23 protein-coding genes are annotated in these 22984 nt (G+C 64.9%); 19 read left to right on the top strand and 4 right to left on the bottom strand.

The annotated features are described in order from the left end of the window. Positions 1-11 precede the first annotated feature (11 nt). Genes V6D40_RS03840 through V6D40_RS03830 form a run of 3 tightly spaced genes read right to left on the bottom strand, consistent with a single transcriptional unit; the run spans position 12 to position 4029 of the window. Positions 12-1250, bottom strand: coding sequence for a molybdopterin molybdotransferase MoeA (locus tag V6D40_RS03840; protein WP_334289041.1), 1239 nt, complete (start codon positions 1248-1250; stop codon positions 12-14). Next, entirely contained in the window at positions 1251-2294 is a 1044-nt protein-coding gene (gene moaA / locus V6D40_RS03835; RefSeq protein WP_334289040.1) for a GTP 3',8-cyclase MoaA, read from the bottom strand. Positions 2295-2304: 10 nt separating this feature from the next. Next, a complete protein-coding gene (locus tag V6D40_RS03830; protein WP_334289039.1) occupies positions 2305-4029 on the bottom strand; it encodes a long-chain fatty-acid--CoA ligase in 1725 nt (574 codons plus the stop codon). A gap of 373 nt (positions 4030-4402) precedes the next feature. On the opposite strand from V6D40_RS03830, the gene rho reads away from it, so the two are divergent. The 19 genes from rho to V6D40_RS03735 all read left to right on the top strand — a co-directional run bounded on the left by rho (position 4403) and on the right by V6D40_RS03735 (position 20788). Continuing rightward, positions 4403-6151, top strand: coding sequence for a transcription termination factor Rho (gene rho, locus V6D40_RS03825; protein ID WP_442891884.1), 1749 nt, complete (start codon positions 4403-4405; stop codon positions 6149-6151). Further along, positions 6151-7224 (top strand): peptide chain release factor 1, encoded by a 1074-nt coding sequence (prfA, locus tag V6D40_RS03820; protein WP_334289037.1) that lies wholly within the window; start codon positions 6151-6153, stop codon positions 7222-7224. Before rho ends, prfA begins: the two co-directional genes overlap by 1 nt. Beyond that, complete coding sequence (prmC, locus tag V6D40_RS03815) at positions 7211-8071, top strand: peptide chain release factor N(5)-glutamine methyltransferase (RefSeq protein ID WP_442891881.1); 861 nt, start codon at positions 7211-7213, stop codon at positions 8069-8071. The genes prfA and prmC overlap by 14 nt, the downstream gene beginning before the upstream one ends. Next, complete coding sequence (locus tag V6D40_RS03810) at positions 8044-8703, top strand: L-threonylcarbamoyladenylate synthase (RefSeq protein WP_334289036.1); 660 nt, start codon at positions 8044-8046, stop codon at positions 8701-8703. The genes prmC and V6D40_RS03810 overlap by 28 nt, the downstream gene beginning before the upstream one ends. Then, positions 8704-9849, top strand: coding sequence for a glycosyltransferase family 4 protein (locus V6D40_RS03805; RefSeq protein ID WP_334289035.1), 1146 nt, complete (start codon positions 8704-8706; stop codon positions 9847-9849). It abuts the gene before it with no gap. A 23-nt stretch (positions 9850-9872) separates the two neighbouring features. Then, complete coding sequence (locus V6D40_RS03800) at positions 9873-10316, top strand: hypothetical protein (RefSeq protein ID WP_334289034.1); 444 nt, start codon at positions 9873-9875, stop codon at positions 10314-10316. Between the two features lie 400 nt (positions 10317-10716). Then, the gene (gene atpB, locus V6D40_RS03795; protein ID WP_334289033.1) at positions 10717-11511 is read left to right on the top strand and encodes a F0F1 ATP synthase subunit A; all 795 of its coding nucleotides are present in this window, start codon (positions 10717-10719) and stop codon (positions 11509-11511) included. Positions 11512-11620: 109 nt separating this feature from the next. Beyond that, complete coding sequence (locus V6D40_RS03790; RefSeq protein ID WP_334289032.1) at positions 11621-11875, top strand: ATP synthase F0 subunit C; 255 nt, start codon at positions 11621-11623, stop codon at positions 11873-11875. Positions 11876-11930: 55 nt separating this feature from the next. Beyond that, positions 11931-12512, top strand: a complete 582-nt coding sequence (locus V6D40_RS03785) for a F0F1 ATP synthase subunit B (RefSeq protein ID WP_334289031.1) — start codon at positions 11931-11933, stop codon at positions 12510-12512. A 5-nt stretch (positions 12513-12517) separates the two neighbouring features. Beyond that, a complete protein-coding gene (locus V6D40_RS03780; RefSeq protein ID WP_334289030.1) occupies positions 12518-13354 on the top strand; it encodes a F0F1 ATP synthase subunit delta in 837 nt (278 codons plus the stop codon). A gap of 6 nt (positions 13355-13360) precedes the next feature. Then, complete coding sequence (gene atpA, locus V6D40_RS03775; protein WP_334289029.1) at positions 13361-15028, top strand: F0F1 ATP synthase subunit alpha; 1668 nt, start codon at positions 13361-13363, stop codon at positions 15026-15028. A gap of 47 nt (positions 15029-15075) precedes the next feature. Continuing rightward, a complete protein-coding gene (locus tag V6D40_RS03770) occupies positions 15076-16050 on the top strand; it encodes a F0F1 ATP synthase subunit gamma (protein WP_334289028.1) in 975 nt (324 codons plus the stop codon). Positions 16051-16053: 3 nt separating this feature from the next. Continuing rightward, positions 16054-17583: a F0F1 ATP synthase subunit beta gene (gene atpD / locus V6D40_RS03765; RefSeq protein WP_334289027.1), complete on the top strand. Its 1530-nt coding sequence runs from the start codon at positions 16054-16056 to the stop codon at positions 17581-17583. Positions 17584-17594: 11 nt separating this feature from the next. After that, positions 17595-17963: a F0F1 ATP synthase subunit epsilon gene (locus V6D40_RS03760; RefSeq protein ID WP_334289026.1), complete on the top strand. Its 369-nt coding sequence runs from the start codon at positions 17595-17597 to the stop codon at positions 17961-17963. A gap of 142 nt (positions 17964-18105) precedes the next feature. Beyond that, positions 18106-18561, top strand: a complete 456-nt coding sequence (locus V6D40_RS03755; protein WP_334289025.1) for a DUF2550 domain-containing protein — start codon at positions 18106-18108, stop codon at positions 18559-18561. A 15-nt stretch (positions 18562-18576) separates the two neighbouring features. After that, positions 18577-19269: an endonuclease NucS gene (gene nucS / locus V6D40_RS03750; RefSeq protein WP_334289024.1), complete on the top strand. Its 693-nt coding sequence runs from the start codon at positions 18577-18579 to the stop codon at positions 19267-19269. 15 nt (positions 19270-19284) lie between these two features. Further along, on the top strand, positions 19285-19572 hold the full coding sequence (locus tag V6D40_RS03745; protein ID WP_334289023.1) for a hypothetical protein: 288 nt from the start codon (positions 19285-19287) through the stop codon (positions 19570-19572). Positions 19573-19586: 14 nt separating this feature from the next. Continuing rightward, entirely contained in the window at positions 19587-19889 is a 303-nt protein-coding gene (locus V6D40_RS03740) for a thiamine-binding protein (protein WP_334289022.1), read from the top strand. Between the two features lie 11 nt (positions 19890-19900). Beyond that, entirely contained in the window at positions 19901-20788 is an 888-nt protein-coding gene (locus V6D40_RS03735) for a co-chaperone YbbN (RefSeq protein WP_334289021.1), read from the top strand. On the opposite strand, the gene glgB is transcribed toward V6D40_RS03735, so the two are convergent. Then, positions 20785-22983, bottom strand: coding sequence for a 1,4-alpha-glucan branching protein GlgB (glgB, locus tag V6D40_RS03730; RefSeq protein ID WP_334289020.1), 2199 nt, complete (start codon positions 22981-22983; stop codon positions 20785-20787). The genes V6D40_RS03735 and glgB overlap by 4 nt on opposite strands. Position 22984: the final 1 nt, after the last annotated feature.

The raw sequence follows: 22984 nt of genomic DNA, 5'->3' as shown, positions 1-22984 counted from the left end.
CCCTACGGCAGCTAGAGGCGGGTGAGCCACACGTCCGCTTCTGGCGCGGGCTCGGCGCCGCGCGCCCCCGCTGGCAGAACCGCAAAGCCGTTCACCCCGGCCAGGGAGCCGACCATGTGCGAGCCCGCGCGGGCAGAAAACGCAGCCGCTCGCGCGCCCTCTGGACCGAAGGTCACCGTCACCGGCACCACGCGCTCGAGCTCGGGGTGGGGCTGGGGGAAGCCGTCTCCGATGCGCGCCCTTATATGCGCCCGCTCGTTGAGACGAAGCCCTGTCGTGTGACCGGCCGCCGCGCGGACGAGCGGCCACAGGTATAGATGCGCCGAGACGAACGCGGCCACCGGGTTGCCCGGCAAGCACACAAGCGGTGTGCTGCCCCAGGAACCAACGCCCTGCGGCCCGCCGGGGCGCTGCGCCACGTGTCCGAACCACATGGTGGCACCAGCGGTGACCTCTTTGACAACGTCGTACGCGCCTGCCGAGACGCCGCCGGAGGTGACGACCACGTCGTACTGGCTCGCGGCGCGCTCGAGAACGCGGCGGAAATCGTGCTCGCCGCCCGCGCGGTCGCCGGCGTGTAGCTCCACGACGCTGGCGGCGCCGGCGTCCTTCGCGATGCGTGCGAGCATGGGCAAGTTCGAGTTCGGGATTGTCGCGCCTTCGGGCGTGTCCGGCCAGCTGACCAGCTCGTCGCCGGTGGTGATGACCGCAACCGTTGGGCGAGCGAACACCTCCACCTCGCGCACCCCGGCCGAAACAAGGGCGGCCACAGTAGCCGCGTCGCACACGGTGCCGGCCTCGGCCACCACGTCGCCGGGGGCGATATCACCGCCGGCGCGGCGGATGTGGCTTCTGCCGGGGGTGCGGGCGTGGATCGTCACCGTCTCCGGCAGCGGCACGGGCCCGGCTGCCACATCGGTTTGCTCCACGGGGATGACCACCAGATCGCCGCCGCGCGGCACCGCGGCGCCGGTCATCACGCGCACCGCCGCACCCGGCGGGCAGTCTACCGGCTGCGCGCCTGCGGGGATGTCGCCGGCAACCGGCAGCGTCCACGGGCCTTCGCCGCCCAAATCGGCGTCGTGGGCGATGAAGCCGTCCATCGCGGAGTTGTCGAACGGGGGAATGCTCAGCCGGCTGGTTGCGGGGGCGGCGAGGATGTGGCCGGTAGCGTCGACAAGCAATCTGCTCTCTCGCCTCGGCGAAGCTAGCGCGAGGACTACCTCAGTGTGACCTGCGATGGTGCGCATCTAGCCCCCAATTTCGCTCATGAGGCGCTCGGGCTTTAAAAAGCCCGGCTCGTCGATACCGTGGCCCGGCTTTTTCGCCCACATGGCCTGCGCCCAGAGGTCGGCGAGCTGCGCGTCGGTCGCACCTGCGCGCATCGCGTCGCGCAGCGAGACCTCGTCAGCCTGGGTGGAGAACAAGCAGGAGCGCACCGAACCGTCGGTGGTTAAGCGGGTGCGGTCGCACGCCCCGCAGAAAGGGTGGGTGACCGAGGCGATGATGCCGAGCTTGCCTTGGCGCGCACCGTCGGTGATGTCCCACAACGCGGCGGGCGCGGCGCCGCGCGGCTCTTCGGCGGGGGTGAGCGTGAAGCGCGTCGAAAGCCGGTCGAGGATCTGCTGCGCTGTCACCATATCGCCGCGTTTCCAGTGCTCGCGGGGCCCAAGCGGCATCTGCTCGATAAAGCGCAGCTGCAGTGAATTGTCGAGTGCGAAGTCCACCAAGTCCTCGATGCCGTCCTCGTTGACGCCGGGCATGACCACCGCGTTGACTTTGATCGGCGCCAAGCCCGCGTCCTGGGCGGCCTGGATGCCGGCGAAGACGTCGTCGATGCGGGCGCGCCGGGTCAGTTTCGCGTAGAGATCCGGGCTGGTGGTGTCCAGCGAGACGTTGATGCGGTCCAGCCCCGCGTCCTTCAGGGCGTGGGCGCGGCGCGCAAGACCGAGCGCGTTGGTGGTCAGCGCGGTGGTGGGGGCCACGTTTTCGTCGGTAAGCAACTGCTTCGTCGCTGCAACGATCTCTTCGAGCGACTTGCGCAACAGCGGCTCACCGCCGGTAAAGCGCACTTGGCGGATGCCGAGCGACTCCACCGCGAGCCGGATCAGCCGGACGGTTTCGGCGTCAGTGAGGGTTTGCTCGGTGGGCAGCCACGCCAAACCCGCGGCCGGCATGCAGTAGGTGCAGCGCAGGTTGCAGCGGTCCGTCAGGCTCACCCGCAGATCCCGGGCGGTCCGGCCGTACTGGTCGTCGAGGGTCAAAGGTAAAGAACGCGCCATGGTGCCTGCCATGTTAGGGCTTCTACTTCGCGTCCCGGCTGCCGGGGCCGGGCAGGGCAATAATGTCGTACTCGCCGCGCCGCAGGTGCTTGCGCAGATCCTTCTTGTCGAATTTGCCGACCGACGTCTTGTCAATCGAGCGCACGAACGCCCAGTACTCCGGCGCCATCCAGCGCGGCAGCACGTCTGCGAGGCTATCGCGGAGCGCAGCCGCGGTTTCGGCGGTGGGTTCCGTGCCCTCCAGCAGCTTGGTTACGGCCAGCGGGCGCTCGCCCCACTTCTTGTCCGGGATGCCGATGACAGCGCACTCGACCACCATGTCCGACTCCATGATCAGGTTCTCCACCTGCGCGGAGTAGATCCACTCCCCGCCGGACCGGATGACGTCGCGGGCGCGGTCGTAGAGCGTCATGAACCCGTCGTGGGTCACGGTGCCGACATCGCCGGTGCGCAGCCAGCCGTCGCCGGTGAAGTGCTCCTGCTCGTCCGTGATCGTCTCGCCGCGGAACTCGGAGGCGATGCGCCCCTCTTCCTGGGTCGGGGAGTGGTAATAACTTTTCGCCACCAGGTTGCCGCGGACCTGGATCTCGCCCTGGGTGAGGTCGTTGGATGCCATCACTCGCCCGTCGTTGACCACGCGGTACTCAAGCCACGGCGCGAAGCGGCCCTGGGAGATGCGGTAGGCCCAGCGGGCCTCGCCGGCCGCGCCCGACGGCGGCCGCGCGACCGTGCCTACGGTGGAGGTCTCGGTCATGCCCCACACGTGCACCACGTCCACGCCGTAGCGCTCCTCCCACACCTTGATCAGCCCGGGCGGGGCGGGAGAGCCGCCGACATAAATCTCCTGGAGACTCATGCGCTCCGGTGGGTTGTGCAGGTAGTGCACCATGAGCTGAATCCACAACGTCGGCACGCCGTGCGCCACGCGCGGGTGGGTCGCGGCGATCAGTTTGGCCAGCGTCGGCGCCGACACATCCGAATCCGGCAGGACCAACGGCGCGCCCGAAATAAACGCCGCGAGCGGCACGCCCCAGCTCAGGACGTGGTAGACGGGGATGCAGCACAGAAACGACTCGCCGTGCGTGACGGCCAGCGAATCAGTGGCGCGCAGGCTCATCGCCTCGAGCCACAGCGAGCGGTGCGAGTACGCCACGCCCTTCGGAGCGCCGGTGGTGGCGGTGGAGTAGACCAGCGCGGCGGCGGTGGTTTCCGGCAGCTCGGGCCAGGGGTAGACGGTGGACCTGCCGTCCAGCAGCTTTTCGTAGCTGCGGACATCTGTGGCCTCGGGCAGCGCCTTCGCCAGCTCGTCCACCGGTTCGAGGCCGATGAAGGCCACCGTTTCCACCAGCGGGCAGGTTTCAAGCACGCGTCCCAGCTTCTCTGCCAGGCGCGGGTCTGCGACGATGACTTGCGCCTCGGAGTGGTTGATGATGTAGGCGATCTGGTCCTCCATCAGCTGCACGTTCAGCGGGGTGAACACCGCGCCTTTCGACGCGACGGCGAACATCACCTCGATATGCTCCGAGCAGTTGTAGAGCATCGTGGCCACGCGCTGGTCGCTGTCGATCCCCAGATCCTCATGCAGGGCGTTCGCGAACGCCGCGGCCCGGGCAGCGATAGCGGAAAACGTCGTCTCCTCCGCGGCACTCCCGCGCCAGGTCGTGCACTTCGTTTGCCCGTGCGCGGTGGCGCCGAACTCCAAGATCCGGGAGACGGAAAACGGCACCTCCTGCATAGAAGAAAGCATGTGGCCAACTCTAGCGTGACGCGCCAACACCGCTCGAATATGGATATAAGGCCCGTGCGCTATACTCAGCTTCCGGATCTCTGCATTTCGCCTGCGGCCCGCGCTCCGCGGCCCAGGCGTCAACCTCCGCCTAGCGAAGTTGGACACATTGGCGAGGCCGGATCCGCCCCTCACAACAAGTGCCAAGGTGGTTTCGCGCCGCCGGTGTCGCCCGCGCGAGCGGTCGAGGGGCACGCGCGACATATCAATAGACGAAAGCTGCCGGCACGGCCGCGGGACATTCCACCTCCCGCACAAGGGCATCTGGCTTAGCGACGAAAGGACATCCGTGACCGCAGAAGGTAATACGGCTGCAAACCAAGATCTGGCTTCGATGAAGCTGCCCGAGCTCCGCAAAATCGCGTCAGAGCGTGGGCTGAAAGGCGTTTCTGCCCTCCGCAAGGGGGAGCTGATCGAGGCGATCACCACCGGCCAGGTGCCGGCAAAGGCGAAGCGCGCCGCTGAGGCGGCTGAGACCACCGGCGCCGCTGAGACCACCGAAGCTGCTCAGGCACCGGCCGCGACCGAGGCGCAGGAGGGCGGCGACGAGCAGCGCGGCGAGTCCCGCTCCGCCGCGCGCCGAGCGCGCCGCAACCGCGCCCGCCAGAATGAAGAGGCGGAAGCGGACAACAACAACCAGAACAACGAGCCGAAGCAGGACGCCCCGAAACACGACGCAGCGCAGCGCGACGACGAGCGTGAAGACCGCGGCGAGCGCAGCGATCGCGGCGAGCGCGGCAACAACCACCGCGACAACAACCACAACCGCGACGACAACAACGACGGCAACGGCCGCCGGGGCCGGCGCGGCCGCCGCAACCGCAACCGCAACAACCGGGATAGCCGGGACGGCGGACAGAACCGCGACAACAACCACAACGACAACAACAACCAGAGCTTCGAGCCGGAAGAGCTGCAGGAAGTCGCCGGCATCGTCGACATTGTGGACAACAACACCGCGTTTATCCGCACCACCGGCTACCGCCAGAACCAAGCGGACGTGTTCGTGAACAACAAACTGGTGCGTCAAAACGGCCTGCGCTCCGGCGACGCGGTCATCGGCCAGGTGCGTGCGAACGGCCAGGGCCACTCGCACGGCAACGGCCGCAACCGCCAGCGCTACAACCAATTGGTGCGCGTTGATTCCGTCAACGGTCTGACCCCGGAGGAAGCGAAGGCGCGCAAGGAGTTCCACAAGCTCACCCCGCTTTACCCCAACAAGCGCCTGCGTCTGGAGACAGAGCCGAACATCCTCACCACCCGCGTTATCGACTTGGTGATGCCGATTGGTAAGGGCCAGCGCGCGCTGATCGTCTCCCCGCCGAAGGCCGGTAAGACGACGATCCTGCAAAACATCGCCAACGCGATCGCCACCAACAACCCGGAGTGCTACCTCATGGTCGTGCTGGTGGACGAGCGCCCGGAGGAAGTCACCGACATGCAGCGCAGCGTGCGCGGCGAGGTCATCGCCTCCACCTTCGACCGCCCGCCGTCAGAACACACCGCGGTGGCCGAGCTCGCCATCGAGCGCGCCAAGCGCTTAGTCGAGATGGGTCAGGACGTCGTTGTGCTGCTCGACTCGATTACCCGCCTGGGCCGCGCGTACAACAACTCCTCGCCGGCATCCGGACGCATCCTCTCCGGCGGCGTGGACTCTAACGCCCTGTACCCGCCGAAGCGGTTCCTGGGCGCCGCCCGCAACATCGAAGAAGGCGGCTCCTTGACCATCATTGCCACCGCGATGGTGGAGACCGGCTCCGCCGGCGACACGGTGATCTTCGAGGAGTTCAAGGGAACCGGCAACGCCGAGCTCAAGCTGGACCGCAAGATTGCGGAGCGCCGCGTCTTCCCGGCCGTGGACGTCAACCCGTCCGGCACCCGCAAGGACGAGCTGCTCATGAGCCCGGAGGAGGCGCGCGTGATGCACAAGCTGCGCCGCATCCTCTCCGCGCTGGATCCGCAGCAGTCGATTGACATGCTGATCAAGCAGCTGAAGAAGACCAAGACCAACGGCGAGTTCCTCATGGGCGTTGCCAAGTCCGCGCCGATGGCCGCGGACCAGACTGAGGAGGATTACGTCTAATGGCACAAAACGTATCGCTTGTTGATGACTACGTGTCCGAGTACGAGGGCATCCAGGCGCAGATGGGCGACCCGGATGTCGCCGCGGACCAAGACCAGTTCCGCAAGCTGTCCAAGCGCTACGCCGAGCTGCAGCCCATTATCAAGGTCAACGACCAGCTGAACCAGGCCCGAGAGGACCGCGAGGCGGCGCTCGAGATGGCGAGCGAGGACAAGGAGTTCGCCGACGAGGCGCAGCGCCTCGAGGGCGAGATCGTTCGCCTGGAGGAGGAGCTGGCGGACCTTCTGGCGCCGCGCGACGAGCACGACGGCGACGACGTGATCATGGAGCTCAAAGCCGGCGCCGGCGGCGAGGAGGCCGCGCTGTTCGCAGGCGATCTGGCTCGCATGTACCAGAAGTACTGCGAAAAGCACGCCTTGACCTGGGAGGTGCTCGACGTTGCCGAGTCCGACCTCGGCGGCGTCAAAGACATGACGGTTGCGGTGAAGTCCAAAAACCCGTCGCGCGACGGGGCGTGGTCGAAGCTGAAATTCGAGGGCGGGGTGCACCGCGTGCAGCGCATCCCCGTGACCGAGTCGCAGGGCCGCATCCAGACGTCTGCGGCTGGCGTCTACGTCTTCCCGGAAGCGGACGAGATTGAAAGCGTCAACATCGACGAGAAGGATCTCCGCGTGGATGTCTACCGCTCCTCCGGCAAGGGCGGTCAGGGCGTGAACACGACTGACTCGGCCGTGCGCATCACGCACCTGCCCACCGGGATTGTGGTGACCTGCCAGAACGAACGCTCCCAGATTCAGAACCGCGCTCGCGCGATGCAGGTGCTCCAGGCCCGCCTGGACCAGCTGGAGCGCGAGAAGGCTGAGGCTGCAGAGGCAGAGGGCCGCGCCTCCCAGGTCCGTACCATGGACCGCTCGGAGCGCATCCGCACCTACAACTGGCCTGAGAACCGCATCTCGGACCACCGCATCAACTACAAGTCCAACAACCTGGATTCCGTCCTCGACGGCAACATGGATGATTTGATCACTGCGCTGCAGGACCACGAGCGCCAGGAGCGACTTGAAGCTGAGTAGCCTCATCGCCGACGCCGTACGCGAGCTCGCTGGCGCCGGCGTTGCCTCTCCCGAGGTGGACGCGCGCGAGATTGCCGCGTCGCTGCTCGGCGTTGCGCCGCTCATGGTGCGTTTCACTGAACCCTACGACGGTTTCGAGAGCGACTACGCTGCGGCAATCGCCCGCCGCGCTACCCGCGAGCCGCTGCAGCACATCACCGGCACGGCGCAGTTCGGTCCGCACGAGCTTTCGGTGGGCCCAGGGGTGTTCGTGCCCCGCCCGGAAACCGAGGTGCTGGCCGAATGGGGGGCACAGTTGCTTGCCGACGCCACCTCAAACCCCCCAACCGCCATCGACTTAGGCACCGGGTCCGGCGCCTTGGCCGTGTACCTCAAAAGCCGGGTTCCTGCGGCGCGTGTGGTGGGCGTCGACAAGCAAGAACAAGCTCTTGCCTACGCCCGCCGCAACGGCGAAGGGGTCGAGTTCCACAAGGGGGACATGACCGACCCGGAGCTTTTGACCGAGCTCAGCGGCACTGTGGACGTGATTGTCGCGAACCCGCCGTACGTGCCCGAGACGCCCGACCTCGACCCGGAGGTGTACTTCGACCCGCACGAGGCGGTGTTTTCGGGTGCTGACGGGATGGAGGCGATTCGCGGGCTCGTGCCCGTCGCCAAGCGGCTGCTCAAACCCGGGGGCCGCATCGGCATTGAGCACGACGACTCCACGTCCGAACTCGTGCAGGAGTGCCTGAAGGCAGACGGGGGTTTCACCGACGTTCAGGCGATGCAAGACCTGACGGGTCGGAGCCGCTTCGTGGTAGCGAGTAAGCTACCCATATGCCCGCAACCACCTACGACTGTTTGACACAGGAGTCCCGCGCAGACGGGCTCGCCGCCGCGGTAGACGCGCTTCGCGCAGGCGACTTGGTCGTCATGCCGACCGACACCGTTTACGGCATCGGCGCCGACGCGTTCAACAATGCAGCAGTTGAAAAACTGCTGGCCACGAAAATGCGCGGCCCAGACATGCCGGTGCCGGTCCTCGTCGGGTCCTGGAGCACCATCCAAGGATTGGTGCGCGAGTTCTCCGACACGGCGAAGACGCTGGTCGAGGCGTTTTGGCCGGGCGGGCTGTCCATCGTCGTGCCGGAGGCGCCCAGCTTGCCGTGGAACTTGGGCGACACGCGCGGCACGGTGCTTCTGCGCATGCCGAACCAGCCGCTCGCGATCGAGCTCCTGCAGCAGGTTGGGCCCATGGCGGTGTCCTCGGCGAACATCTCCGGCCACCCGCCGGCGTTGAACATCGGCGACGCGCGGCAGCAGTTCGGCTCCAAGGTGCCCGTCTACCTGGATGGGGGAGACGCCGCGATCGGCGAGCCGTCCACCATCGTGGACATTTCCTCCGGCCGCCCCGTCATCCTGCGCGAGGGGGCGATCAGCGCCGAGCAAATCGGTAACGTCCTCGACGTCGACCCGGCCTCGATGCGGAGGAAGTAAATGAACGGAGCCGGCGTGCCGCTGCGGGAGCTCGGTCTCGTGCTCTTGGTCGCCGCCGCGATCACGTTCTTGGCCACGGGCCTGGTCCGCTCGCTGTTGGTGCGCACCGGCCGCGTGGCGGAGATTCGCCAGCGCGACGTTCACACGCAGCCGACCCCGTCCGCGGGCGGGGTGGCCATGTTCACCGGGTTCGTCGCCGCGGTGTTCCTCGCGCAGCAGCTGCCGGCGCTCACCCGGGGGTTCGCCCCGGTGACGCCGGAGATGACCGCGGTGGTCGCCGGCGCGTTTGCCATCGTGCTGGTGGGCGTGATCGATGACCTCTACGAGCTCGGCGCACTGGCGAAACTGGCGGGCCAGGTGGTCGCCGCCGTGCTGATGGCACTGCTCGGCATTGTCTTCACGGTTTTCTACGTTCCCGTGGGTGGGGGCACGACGTTGATCCTGGATCAAGTCCAGGGGGTTGTCTTAAGCGCGTTGTTTACCGTGATGCTCATCAACGCGGTGAACTTCGTCGACGGTATCGACGGCCTCGCCGCAGGCCTCGGCATGATCGCCGGGTCGGCGATTTTGCTGTTTGCTCTCACCGTCCTGCACGACCAAGGCGGGGCGGTTTCCGCGTACCCGCCCGCGATCATCTGCGCCGCGCTTGTGGGCGTGTGCGCGGGGTTTTTGCCGCACAACTTCGAGCCCGCGCGGATTTTCATGGGGGACTCTGGTGCGATGTTGATTGGGCTGCTACTTTCGGCCGCGAGCGTTTCCGCGTCCGGCAAGATCAACATGTCGCTTTACGGCGCCGCCGATATCGTCGCGCTGATCAGCCCGATCATCGTCGTGATCGCGGCGATTGCGCTGCCCGTTGTTGATTTGGTGTGGGCTGTGGTGCGCCGCCTCGCCCGCGGCCAGCGGCCCTGGGAGGCGGACGCGGGTCACCTTCACCACCGTCTGCTCCGCATGGGTCACACGCACCGGCGCACCGTGCTGGTGCTCTACATGTGGGTCTCGGCCGTCGCCTTCGGCGCGGTGAGCTTTAGTATCGTGCCCACCCGGTACGCGGCGGCCTTTACCGTCATCGCCCTGGCGCTGGCGTTTGTGGCCACCTTGGTGCCACTGGCGAAAGGCAAGATCTCCGCTCCTGGGCAGCGGTAGCGCTCCGTGTAGGATCGTGGCCCATGGCATCCCCAGACTTCACCGTCCGTGACTCGGCTGAGTTCGAGGATCCTCGCAGCCCGCTCACCCGCGCGCTGAAGTTCGGCGGTTTGGCGCTGGTTGCGCTCGCGGCGGCGTCGCTCGTGGCGTGGGGGGTCGCGCGTGACCTTCCGGGGATTTGGGGCGTAATCATGGGGGTAGCCATCGGCGGTGGGGCCGTGCTGGCCACTGCTCTGTCGGCGCTGGCCACCTCGAATTCTTCCCCGTCCGTGATGATCGCGGTGGTTCTCGGCGGCTGGGTGGTGAAAATGGTGGTGCTAGGACTCATCCTTCATTGGCTGCGCAGCTACAGCTTCTACGACCCAACGGCGCTCGCGGTCACCACTGTCGCAGCAGTTGTGGTCGCCGTCGCAGCAGAGACCTGGGCAATCGTCACCGCTCGCACGGTGTACATCACGCCGAAATAGAGCTTTTTGCTTGACGACGCTCTGGTTTCCCTACCCCTGTGGCCGCAATTTGGATCGCGCCTCTGACCACGCCGTAACCGCGCCTGTGATCGAGTTAACAAGGCGGTGGAAACTAGCTGTACGCAGCTCTATCGGCCCCGGATAGTGCAAGGGGGGCGAGGTGGGGTGTTGCTAGGGGCCCCTGACACGGGAAAACCGTGATCAACCTGTTAGGCTATCCGCTGGGTTTACTTCGAGGAAGGGTCTGCCCTTGCTCTATGGTCCACCCCCTGTCCCGCGGTAGCAGATGTGCGACGGAGTCCGCCGCGGAGGCAGTCTTCTTGAAGACGTCCATCGCACCGCATTCCACACGGATGCGGCCCGAGAACGGGAGAGAACGCTGAGCGTTACAACGTTAGCCATGAAGGGGACGTTCCACGCCCCTGAACTTGGTCCAGAATTTTTCCCGGGGCACACGTTCGGCCAGTTCATCGGCGAGGACTTCGCTGGTGGTTGGTTCGCGCTGGATCGCATCATGCTCGTCCGCCTGTTTGTGGCGGCGATCTTGGTGCTTCTCTTTGTTATCGCCTTTAGGAAGCCGCAACTGGTTCCCAAGGGGCTGCAAAACTTCGCCGAAATGGGCGTGGACTTTGTCCGCGTGCATATCGCCGAGGACGTTTTGGGCAAGAAGGACGGAAAGCGGTTCCTTCCGGTGATCGCTACCATCTTTTTCACAGTCTTGTTCATGAACGCCGCCACGATCATCCCGGGGCTCAATATTTCGCCTAATTCGCGCATCGGTATGCCGTTAGTGCTGGCGGTTGGGGCCTACATCACGATGATCTACGCGGGTGTGCAACGCTACGGCGCCGCATACTTCAAGCACTCGGTTGTGATTCCGGGGCTGCCCCCGGCACTCCACTTCCTGGTGGTGCCCATCGAGATTTTCTCGACCTTTATTCTGCGCCCAATCACCCTGGCACTTCGTCTTATGGCGAACTTCCTGGCGGGCCACATCATTCTCGTCCTGCTTTACTCCGCCACGAACTTCTTGTTCTGGCAGCTGAATGCATGGACGGCTGTGAGCGGCCTGACCCTGATCGCAGCGATTCTGTTCACCCTGTACGAGTTGCTCATCATCTTCCTGCAGGCGTACATCTTCGCCCTTCTAACGGCGGTGTATATCGAGCTGTCGCTGCACGCAGATGCGCACTAACAAAGCGCTTACCTACCGGCCAAACTGAATACCCCAAACATTGTCATTTGCGCTGCGGCATAAACCAACACCCCAGCCGTAGCGCACCTAGAAAGGAAACGACTTTCACATGAACGAGATCATCCTTGCTCAGGCAACCGACACCGTGACCACCATCAACACCTACAACGGTTTCGGCACCATTGGCTACGCTCTGGGCACGATCGGCGCCAGCATCGGCATCGGCATGCTCGTTGGCAAGACCGTCGAGGGCATGGCTCGCCAGCCGGAGATGGCTGGTCAGCTCCGTACCACCATGATCCTGGGTATCGCCTTCGTTGAGGCCCTCGCCCTGATCGGCTTCGTTGCCGGCTTCCTGTTCTAAAAGCACACGCGCGTTTTTTCAAACCCCGTAACCCCTTTTAGATCAGGAGCACCCTATGACTAACGTCAACGCATTCATCGTGGCCGCTGACGCTGCGGCGGGCTCCGAGACGATGCCGCTGGAATCGACCCCGTCGCTCCTCCTGCCGGCACCGTACGACGTGGTCTGGTCGCTCGTTGTATTCCTCATTGTGTTCCTGCTCTTCTGGAAGTACGTCATTCCGAAGTTCCAGGAAGTGCTGACGGAGCGCGAGGACCGGATCAAGGGCGGCATCGAGCGTGCTGAAATCGCCCAAAAGGAAGCTAAGGCTGCCCTGGAGAAGAACAACGCTGAACTTGCTGAGGCCCGTGCCGAGGCAGCTGAGATCCGCGAGGCCGCGCGCGCACGCGGCAAGGAGATTGAGGCTGAGGCTCGTGCCCGCGCCGAGGAAGAGTCCCGCCGCATTCTCGAGGCTGGAGAGCAGCAGCTGCTCGCATCCCGTGAGCAGGTTGTCTCTGAGCTGCGCAATGAGATGGGCCAGAACTCGATCAACCTCGCCGAGCGTCTGCTTGGCATGGAGCTTTCGGAATCTACCCGCCGCTCCAACACGATCGATGACTTCCTCTCTGAGCTCGACCACGTGTCGATGAGGAAGTAGGCGATATGAAGGCAGCTAGTCGCGAAGCACAGGCGCACGTGGAAGGTCAGCTCGATGAGCTGATCCGCAACTCCGACAACGCCGTAGCCGTAGCAGCGCAGGTCGGCACCGAGCTGTTCCTCATCGTGGACCAGCTCGACGCCAGCCGTTCTCTGCGCGTCGCAGTTGCGGACCCGTCTCTCGAGGCGGCGCAGCGCGAGGGCATCATCAGCGACGTCTTCGGCCCGAAGGTGGCCGAGCCGACGAAGCAGATCCTCGTTGACGCTGCGGCCCAGGAGTGGTCGACCCCGCGTGAGTTCCGTGCAGGCTTGGTTGCACTTGGCCGGCGCGCCCTCATGCGCGGCGCAGACGAACAGGGCCAGCTCGAGCAGGTTGAGGACGAGCTTTACGAGCTGTCCGTCCTGCTGGAGAAGGAGAAGGAGCTCGTACAGCTGCTCTCCGACCACAACGCTACTGCAGCACAAAAGCGTGGTCTTCTGGCCAGCGTGATTTACGGCAAGGTGTCCATGTTTACCGAGGCGCTCGCGCTTCAGGTGATCGGGCGTCCTGTGCAGAACCCGGTGGACGACTTGGCGGCACTCGCCGAGGACGTGGCTGGCCTGCGTGGCAAGGCCGTTGCGCGCGTCGTCGCAGCGGAGGAGCTCACCTCCTCTCAGCGCGAAGCCCTCGCACAAAAGCTTGAGAACATTTACGGTCGCGAGATGGCCATCCACTCCGAGGTTGACCCCAGCCTCCTCGGTGGGATGATCGTCCGAGTCGGCGACGAGGAAATTGACGGTTCCGCCCGCGGCAAGCTGACGCGGCTGCGCACCGACCTCGCAGCGAACATGACCCTTTACTAAGTACACATGCTGGAAGAAACTACCGAGAGCAGGAAGAACATGGCGGAGCTGACGATCTCCTCCGATGAGATCCGTAGCGCGATAGCGAACTACACCTCGAGCTACTCCGCGGAGGCCTCCCGTGAGGAGGTCGGCGTGGTGACTTCGGCTGCAGATGGTATTGCCCAGGTTTCCGGGCTGCCAGGTTGCATGACGAACGAGCTGCTCGAGTTCCCAAATGGCGTCATCGGCGTCGCGCAGAACCTTGAGACCGACAAGATTGGTGTCGTGGTTCTGGGTAACTTCGAGACCCTTCAAGAAGGCGACAATGTCAAGAGGACCGGCGAGGTCCTGTCCGTACCGGTCGGCGAGAACTTCCTCGGCCGCGTAATTAACCCCCTGGGCCAGCCGATCGACGGCCTCGGCCCGATCGAGGCGAACGAAGAGCGCGCCCTCGAGCTTCAGGCCGCAGGTGTGCTTGACCGCCAGCCGGTCGAGGAGCCCATGCAGACCGGTCTGAAGGCGATTGACGCCATGACCCCGATCGGCCGCGGCCAGCGCCAGCTGATCATTGGTGACCGCAAGACCGGTAAGACCGCGGTCTGCATCGACACAATCCTGAACCAGAAGGCGTTCTGGGAGACCGGCGACCCGTCCAAGCAGGTCCGCTGCATCTACGTTGCAGTCGGCCAGAAGGGCTCCACCATCGCCGGTGTGCGCCAGACCCTGGAAGACGCAGGTGCTCTGGAGTACACCACCATCGTGGCAGCTCCGGCCTCCGACTCCGCAGGCTTCAAGTGGCTCGCGCCGTTCACCGGTGCGGCGCTCGGCCAGCACTGGATGTACCAGGGCAAGCACGTCCTGGTTATTTACGATGATCTGACCAAGCAGGCTGAGGCGTACCGCGCGATTTCGCTGCTGCTCCGCCGTCCGCCGGGCCGCGAGGCATACCCGGGCGACGTTTTCTACCTGCACTCCCGCCTGCTGGAGCGCGCGGCCAAGCTCAACGACGACCTTGGCGCTGGCTCCCTGACGGCTCTGCCGATCATCGAGACCAAGGCGAACGACGTGGGCGCGTTCATTCCGACCAACGTCATTTCCATTACGGACGGCCAGGTCTTCCTGCAATCCGACCTCTTCAACCAGGGCGTGCGCCCGGCTATCGACGTGGGTATTTCCGTGTCCCGCGTGGGTGGTGCCGCACAGACCAAGGGCATGAAGAAGGTCGCAGGTAACCTGCGTCTCGACCTCGCCGCCTACCGCGACCTCGAGTCCTTCGCGGCGTTCGCTTCCGACCTCGACGCAGCTTCGAAGAAGCAGCTCGAGCGTGGCCAGCGTCTCGTTGAGCTGCTGAAGCAGTCCGAGAACTCACCGCAGCCTGTTGAGTTCCAGATCGTTTCGATCTGGGCCGCGAACCAGGGTGTCTTCGATGTCGTTCCGGTTGAAGACGTCCGCCGCTACGAGTTCGAGCTGCAGGACCAGATCCGCGCAACCGCGCCGGAGGTCTACGAGCAGATCGCCGGGGGCAACGCCCTCGACGAGGCTTCCCAGGAGGCTATCCTGCGCGTTAACGAGCAGTTCGCCCGCACCTTCCAGACCTCTGCCGGCGAGCGCATTGTGCGCGAGCCGGAGGCCCAGCCGCTGGACCCCTCGCAGGTTTCGAAGAACAAGCTCAACGTCAGCCGCTCCAAGTAGCACGCACGTGCTCGAGGACTACTACATAAAGGAAGGGAGGAAATACCATGGCAACGCTTCGCGAATGGCGCGACCGAATTAGGTCCGTCAACTCCACGAAGAAGATCACCAAGGCCCAGGAACTGATCGCGACCTCGCAGATCACCAAGGCCCAGCAGCGCGTCGAGGCGGCGAAACCGTACGCCGACGAGCTGAAGAACGTCATGGAACGCCTCGCGGCTGCGAGTTCCCTCGACCACCCCATGCTCCACGAGCGTGAGAACGGTCGGGTCGCAGCAATCCTCGTGGTCACTTCTGACCGCGGTATGGCCGGCGGCTACAACCACAACGTGCTGAAGAAAGCCGCAGAGCTTGAGCGCATGCTCACCGACGCAGGCTACGAGGTTGTTCGCCTCGTCACAGGCAACAAGGGTGTGTCGCACTACAAGTTCCGCGGTATGGATGTCGCTGGCGCTTGGACCGGTTGGTCCCAGAAGCCGTCTTGGGACGGAACCCACGACGTCCGCCGTTTCGTCGTCGACGGCTTCTTGGCTGGCTCCGAAGGCACCACCGCGTGGCGCGAGGGCGTCAACGCAACCGAGGGCGAGGCCGTCCGCGGCTTCGACCAGGTGCACGTCGTGTACACGGAGTTTGTCTCGATGCTGACGCAGGAGGCACGCGTCCACCAGCTTCTGCCGATCGAGCCCGTGCTTGAAGAGTTCAAGTACGAGAACGAGAGCATGCTGGCGCCCGCCGACGGCGTGGCTCCGGACATGGAGTTCGAGCCGGACCCGGATACGCTCATGGATGAGCTGCTGCCCGTGTACGTGTCGCGCTCGCTGTACTCCATCTTCTTGGAGGCGTCGGCCGCCGAATCTGCGTCTCGTCGTACCGCCATGAAGAACGCGACCGATAACGCCACCGAGCTGGCCAACAACCTCTCTCGTGAGGCGAACCAGGCCCGCCAGGCAAAAATCACCCAGGAAATCACCGAGATTATCGGCGGCGCCGGCGCGCTGTCCGGTAGTGAGGAAAGTGACTAAATCATGACTACTGCTCTCAACTTTGATGAGCGCGACGAGACGCCGGGCGAGGCCGCGTTGCAGGCTGAGCCCGCGGCTGAGGCTCGCACCGAAGGTCGTGTCGAGAACACTCAGAACCCGCGCGGTTCTGAGAACGGCCGAGTCGTGCGCGTCATCGGCGCCGTCGTCGACGTGGAGTTCCCACGCGGCGAGCTGCCCGCGCTCTACAACGCTCTCGAGGTCCACATCGACCTCGAGAGCATGTCCCGCGACATCATCCTCGAGGTTGCCCAGTTCCTGGGCGACAACCTCGTGCGCACCATCGCCATGGCGCCGACCGACGGCCTCGTCCGCGGCGCGCAGGTGAAGGACTCCGGTAACCCAATCTCGGTGCCGGTCGGCGACCAGGTCAAGGGCCACGTGTTCAACGCGCTCGGCCAGTGCTTGGACGACCCATCGGTCGGCCAGGATGGTGAGCGGTGGTCGATCCACCGCGAGCCACCGGCGTTCAAGGACCTCGAGGGTAAGACCGAGATCCTCGAGACCGGCATTAAGGTCATCGACCTGCTCACCCCGTACGTGAAGGGCGGCAAGATCGGCCTGTTCGGTGGTGCTGGTGTGGGCAAGACCGTCCTCATCCAGGAGATGATCACCCGTATCGCGCGTGAGTTCTCCGGTACCTCCGTCTTCGCCGGCGTGGGCGAGCGCACCCGTGAGGGCACCGACCTGTTCCTCGAGATGGAGGACATGGGCGTGCTGCCTGATACCGCGCTTGTCTTCGGCCAGATGGATGAGCCGCCAGGGGTTCGTATGCGCGTGGCCCTGTCCGGCCTGACCATGGCGGAGTACTTCCGCGATGTGCAGAACCAGGACGTGCTGCTGTTCATCGACAACATCTTCCGTTTCACCCAGGCCGGTTCCGAGGTGTCGACCCTTCTGGGTCGCATGCCTTCCGCCGTGGGTTACCAGCCGACGCTGGCGGACGAGATGGGTGTGCTCCAGGAGCGCATTACCTCGACCAAGGGCCGTTCGATTACCTCGCTGCAGGCCGTCTACGTGCCGGCGGACGACTACACCGACCCGGCTCCGGCGACCACCTTCGCCCACCTCGACGCGACCACCGAGCTGTCCCGTTCCATCGCCTCGAAGGGTATCTACCCGGCTGTGGACCCGCTGACCTCGACCTCGCGCATCCTTGAGCCGGGCATCGTCGGCGAGCGCCACTACGCGGTTGCTCAGAAGGTGATCGGTATTCTGCAGAAGAACAAGGAGCTGCAGGACATCATCGCCATCCTTGGTATGGACGAGCTAAGCGAGGAAGACAAGATCACCGTGCAGCGCGCGCGTAAGATCCAGCGTTTCCTCGGCCAGAACTTCTTCGTTGCGAAGAAGTTCACCGGCGACGAGGGCTCGTACGTGCCGCTGGAGGAGACCATCGACGCGTTCGACAAGCTGGCTAGCGGCGAGTTCGACCACTACCCGGAGCAGGCCTTCAGCAACCTTGGTGGTCTCGACGATGTCGAGGCCGCGTACAAGAAGCTGCAGGAAGCGTAAAGGGGTAAACGATGGCTGAACTTACCGCTCAACTGGTCTCGGTTGACCGACTGCTCTGGCAGGGCCAGGCAAACATCGTCACTGCCCAGACCACCGAAGGTGAGATCGGCATCCTGCCCGGTCACGAGCCGCTGCTGGCGCAGTTGCGCGACAACGGGGTCGTGACCATCAAGCCAGTGGACGGGGACCGCCTCGTCGCAGCTGTGCAGGGTGGGTTCTTCTCCGTGCAAGGCGATCGCGTCACGGTGTTGGCCGATTACGCAATCTTCGCCGACGAGGTTGACTCGGCCGCAGCCGAGACCGGCCTGACCGACGAAGACACGACCACGCAGGCGCGCTCGCAGGCCGAGCTCGCCGCGGTTCGCCGCGCCGGTAGGTAGACGGCGCTCTTCACTTTCGAAAACACCCTCCTGGTGACTGTTCGCCAGGAGGGTGTTTTGCCTTTTATCCCGCGGGTTTGCGGACTAGGATGAATAGAAACGGCTCTAGAGCTAGCGGGTGTCATTGAGAGGAGTGGTGCGGGTGGAAATCGTTCTGTGTCTCCTGCTGCTCGTCGCCACACTGGTTGCCATCGCCGGGGGGTGGCGCTTCACCAATGTCCGCAACTCAGGCGTGCAAGGCATCATCCGGATGCTGCCCGCAGACGGTGCTCACGGCTGGCGTCACGGTGTGCTGCGCTACGCGGGGGAGGAGGCGCGGTTTTACAAGCTGCGCTCCTTGTCGTTCAACTACGACTATTCGCTGGATAGGCGCCAAGTCACCTTCAACGGCATCCGCGAGCTCACTGAGGAGGAGCAGGGGTTTATGCCCGGCGTTGAAGGCGTGCTGCTGCTCACTGGGCCGCAGGGTGATTTTGAGTTTGCGGGGGACCGCCGCGCCGAGATGGCGCTGATTTCGTGGGTGGAGTCTGCGCCGGATTCCCGCACCCAGCGCGCGGACATGAACGAGCTCGCCGAGCGGGCTCAGCGGGGCCAGTAAGTACAATCGCTACTCATGCGTCTCGTTATTGCCCGCTGTTCCGTTGATTACGTTGGCAGGTTGGACGCCCACCTGCCGCTAGCGACGCGTCTGATCCTGATCAAAGCCGACGGCTCGGTCTCCATTCACGCAGACGACCGGGCCTATAAACCGCTCAACTGGATGACGCCGCCGTGCACCATGCGCGAGGAATCAGTGGTCGACCTCGAGGGGGAGGACACAGGCGAGCAGGTCTGGATCGTGGAGAACCCGAAGGGCGAGCAGTTGCGGATCACGGTGGAGCAGGTGCTTGCCGACGAAAGCCACGACCTCGGCACCGATCCCGGCTTGGTCAAAGACGGCGTCGAGGCCCACCTGCAAGAGCTTCTGGCCGAGCACATCACCACGCTCGGCACGGGCTACACCCTGATTCGCCGCGAGTACCCGACGGCAATTGGTCCCGTCGACATTCTCGCCCGCGACGCGACGGGTGCGACGGTGGCTGTGGAGGTGAAGCGCCGCGGCGGCATCGACGGTGTCGAGCAACTCACCCGCTACGTGGAGCTGCTCAACCGTGACGAGCTGCTGCACCCGGTCGCGGGTGTCTTCGCCGCCCAAGAGATTAAGCCGCAGGCGCGCACGCTGGCAGAGGACCGGGGTTTTCGCTGCGTCACCCTGGACTACGGTGAGCTGCGCGGCATCGAATCCAACGAACTGCGACTCTTCTAAAGAAACATTTGGGACATGCCACGGAAAAACCGCCGCACCACACCGCGGCCCGCCTACATCCTGCCGCGCGACGGCTCAACGTTCATCGGTACCCAAGAAATGGAGGGGCCCAGCTGGACCAACGGCGAGGTGTTCTGCGTCCGCCAGATCGGGTCTGGAGCTGCCGCCAAGTTCTACATCTGCCCAGGTTGTAACCAGAACATTCCGCCCGGTGTCGCGCACGTGGTTGCGTGGCCGAAGGATTCCGGCCGCGGCGTGGACGACCGGCGCCATTGGCACAAGCACTGCTGGCAGCGCCGGTGAGTAGGCTGGGCGGCATGATTGCAGCGTTTTCGGTGGCACCGGTTGTCACCAACAACCCCAACGCGGAGATGTCGGAGGCGGTCTCGCGTGCCGTGCGCGTGGTCCGCGAGTCTGGTCTTCCGCACGAGACAACGTCGATGTTTACTACCGTTGAGGGCGAGTGGGACGAGGTGATGGACGTGATCAAGCGTGCCACCGAGGCAGTAGAGGCCGTTTCTCCTCGGGTCTCGCTTGTGATTAAGGCGGACATCCGGCCAGGCCATACTGACATGCTGCACCAGAAAATGGCATCGCTAGAGAAGCACTTTGACAAGTAAGGAGCGCCACCATGGCACAGTTCAACCAATCGTTCACAGGCGGGGCAGTCGACTTGGGCGCGTTGGCGCAGCAGGCGGAAGCGCGTCGAGAACTCGCTAGCGGTCAGTTCGAGCCGTTTATTGAGGTCTCTGAGCACGACATCGAGGCCAAGGCGTTCGAGCGCTCCGCGCAGATCCCAGTGGTGCTCATGATCGGCACCGCCCGTTCAGGTGAATCGACCCGGCTCAAGGAGACTCTTACAGAGCTTGCTGCCGGGCAGCGGGGATTTCAGGTCGCGTACCTCGACGCGGACGCGCACCCGCAGATGGCGCAGGCACTTGGCGTGCGCGCGTTGCCGACGGTGATCGCGCTTGCAGCGGGGCGCCCTGTCACCAATTTCGAGGGCGATCAGCCGCGCGACCAGCTCAGCCAGTGGCTCGAGGCGCTGGTGACCAACATCGGCCCGCAGCTCGAGGGACTCGGTGATGAGGCCCCTGCCGAGGAGGCTGACGCGCCGGAAGATCCCCGTTGGGAGCAGGCGGAGCAAGAGTTTGCGGCAGGCAACTTCGATGCGGCAGTAGCGGTCTTTGACGCCATGCTTTCCGACGCCCCCAACGATCCCCAAATCACCCAAGCCAAGAACACCGTCACCGTGCTGAAGCGGCTTGACCCGAATAATCGGACCACCGACCCGATCGCGGAGGCTCAGGCGGATCCAGACGACGTGGAGAAGCAACTCGACGCCGCCGACGCCGAGGTCGTCGCAGGTGACCCTGAGGCCGCGTTCTCCCGCCTCATCCCGCTCGTGAAGGCCCACCCCGAAGCAAAGGCACGCCTTCTGGAGCTCTTCGAGCTCTTCGAGCCGTCGGATCCGCGCGTGATCGCCGCGCGGACCCAGCTCGCCAGCGCGCTGTTTTAGCGGCGCAGCTGGTACCACTGCACGCTAAGTGCCGGCACCGTCAGTGAGAGGGACTGCTCGAAGTTGTCCCACGCTGTCGATTCCGTGGCAACCGACTGCGCGATCTCGTTGCCGGCGCCGCCATAGATGGCCTGGTCGGTGTTGATGACCAGCTCCCATTCGCCGGCCTCGGGCGCACCGAGGCGATAATCCTGCAAGGTGGCGCCGGAGAGGTTGACCACTGCCAAAAGCGGCGTGGCGTCCGCGCCCCAGCGGACGTAGGCGAGCAGGTTGTGCTCCGCGTCGTCGCCCTTCAGCCACTGGAAGCCCATCGGCGAGTTGTCTTGGGAGTACAGCGCCGCGGTGTCGCGGTAGACGAAATTCAGGTCGCGCACGAGGCGGCGGATGCCGTGGTGGTACTCGTGGCCCCAACCCTCGCCGACGTTGTCCCAGTTGATCGAGTGCGCCTCGTCCCACTCGGTGGTCTGGCCCCACTCGCACCCCATGAACATCAGCTGCTTGCCTGGGTGGGAGAACATGTAGCCGTAGAGGGCGCGAAGGCCTGCCGCCTTGTTCCAGTCGTTGCCGGGCATGCGCTCCCAGAGCGATCCCTTGCCGTGCACGACCTCGTCGTGGCTAAACGGCAGCACGTACTTTTCGCTGAACGCGTACACCAGCGAGAACGTGATCTCGTTGTGGTGGTAGGAGCGGTGGATCGGGTCGAGGGAGAAGTACTCCAGCGTGTCGTTCATCCAGCCCATGTTCCACTTTAGGTTGAACCCGAGGCCGTCGGCTTCGGTCTGGGCGGTCACGCCCGGCCACGCGGTGGACTCCTCAGCGATCGTGACCACACCGGGGTGGGTGCGCTGGACGGTGGCGTTCATCTCCTGGAGGAACTGGACGGCATCCCAGTGCTCGCGCCCACCGTACTGGTTGGGCAGCCACTCACCGGGCTCGCGGGAGTAGTCGAGGTAGAGCATGGAGGCCACCGCGTCGACGCGCAGGCCGTCCAAGTGGAACTCCTCGAACCAGTACAGCGCGTTGGCGACGAGGAAGTTGCGCACCTCGTTGCGGCCGAAGTCGAAGACGTAGGTGCCCCAGTCCTTCTGCTCGCCGCGGCGCCAATCGGGGTGCTCGTAGAGCGCGGTGCCGTCGAAACGAGCCAGCGCCCACGCGTCTTTGGGGAAGTGGGCCGGCACCCAGTCGACGATCACGCCGATGCCGCTGGCGTGGAGGGCATCGACCAGCGCCCGGAAATCGTCTGGGGTGCCCCAGCGCGCGGTCGGTGCGTAGTAGCCGGAGATCTGGTAGCCCCAGGACCCGCCGAAGGGGTGCTCGGCAACCGGGAGGAACTCCACGTGGGTGAACCCGTTTTCCACCAGGTAGGGGACCAGCTCTTCGCGCATCGTGGCGTAGTTGGAGCCCTCCTTCCACGAGCCGATGTGGCACTCGTAGACGCTCATCGGCGCGTTCGCCGCGTCGATGCCAACCCGCTCGCGCATCCAGTCCTCGTCGCCCCACTCGTACGTCGAGGCGCCGGCGACCACGGAGACGGTCTCCGGCGGGCACAGGGTCTGTTTGGCCAGCGGGTCGGCCTTGTCCACGCGCTCGCCGGAAGCGGTTTGGACGGCAAACTTGTACTGGGTGCCGGCGCCAAGGCCCGGGATGAAGATCTCCCACACGCCGGAGGCGCCGAGGGAGCGCATCGGGTACTGGTTCGGGTTCCACCCGCAGAACTCGCCGACGACGGCAACGCCCTGCGCGTTTGGTGCCCAGACTGCGAAGGAGGTGCCGGCGACCTCGCCGAGCGCAGTGGTGTACTTGTGCTCGTTGGCGCCTAAGACCTCCCAGAGGCGCTCGTGGCGGCCCTCGGAGATCAGGTGGAGGTCGAACTCGCCAAGCGTGGGCAGGAAGTTGTACGGGTCGGCGACCACGTGCGGCTCCGCGCCCGGGTAGGTGATCTTCAGGCGGTAATCAGAGGCTGCGTCGTCGTCGAGGCCTGCGACCCAGATGTCGTCGCCGATCGGCTGCATCGCTACCTCGTCGCCGTGTACGAGCAGGGCAACGCTTTCCGCGCCCAGCTGGCGGGTGCGGACCACGGAGCCGCCGGCGGCCGGGTGCCAGCCGTAGAAATCGTGCGGCGCGTGGTGCTTGCATTGGGTCAAGCGGGCCCGGTCGGCCTCCGGGATCAGGTAAGAGGGATCTGGCGAAGTCATG

This window comes from Corynebacterium sp. Marseille-Q4381, assembly GCF_036881695.1.
Lineage (GTDB): Bacteria > Actinomycetota > Actinomycetes > Mycobacteriales > Mycobacteriaceae > Corynebacterium.
The sequence above is the reverse complement of the archived record's forward strand: the minus strand, read 5'-3'. Positions and strand labels throughout refer to the sequence as shown.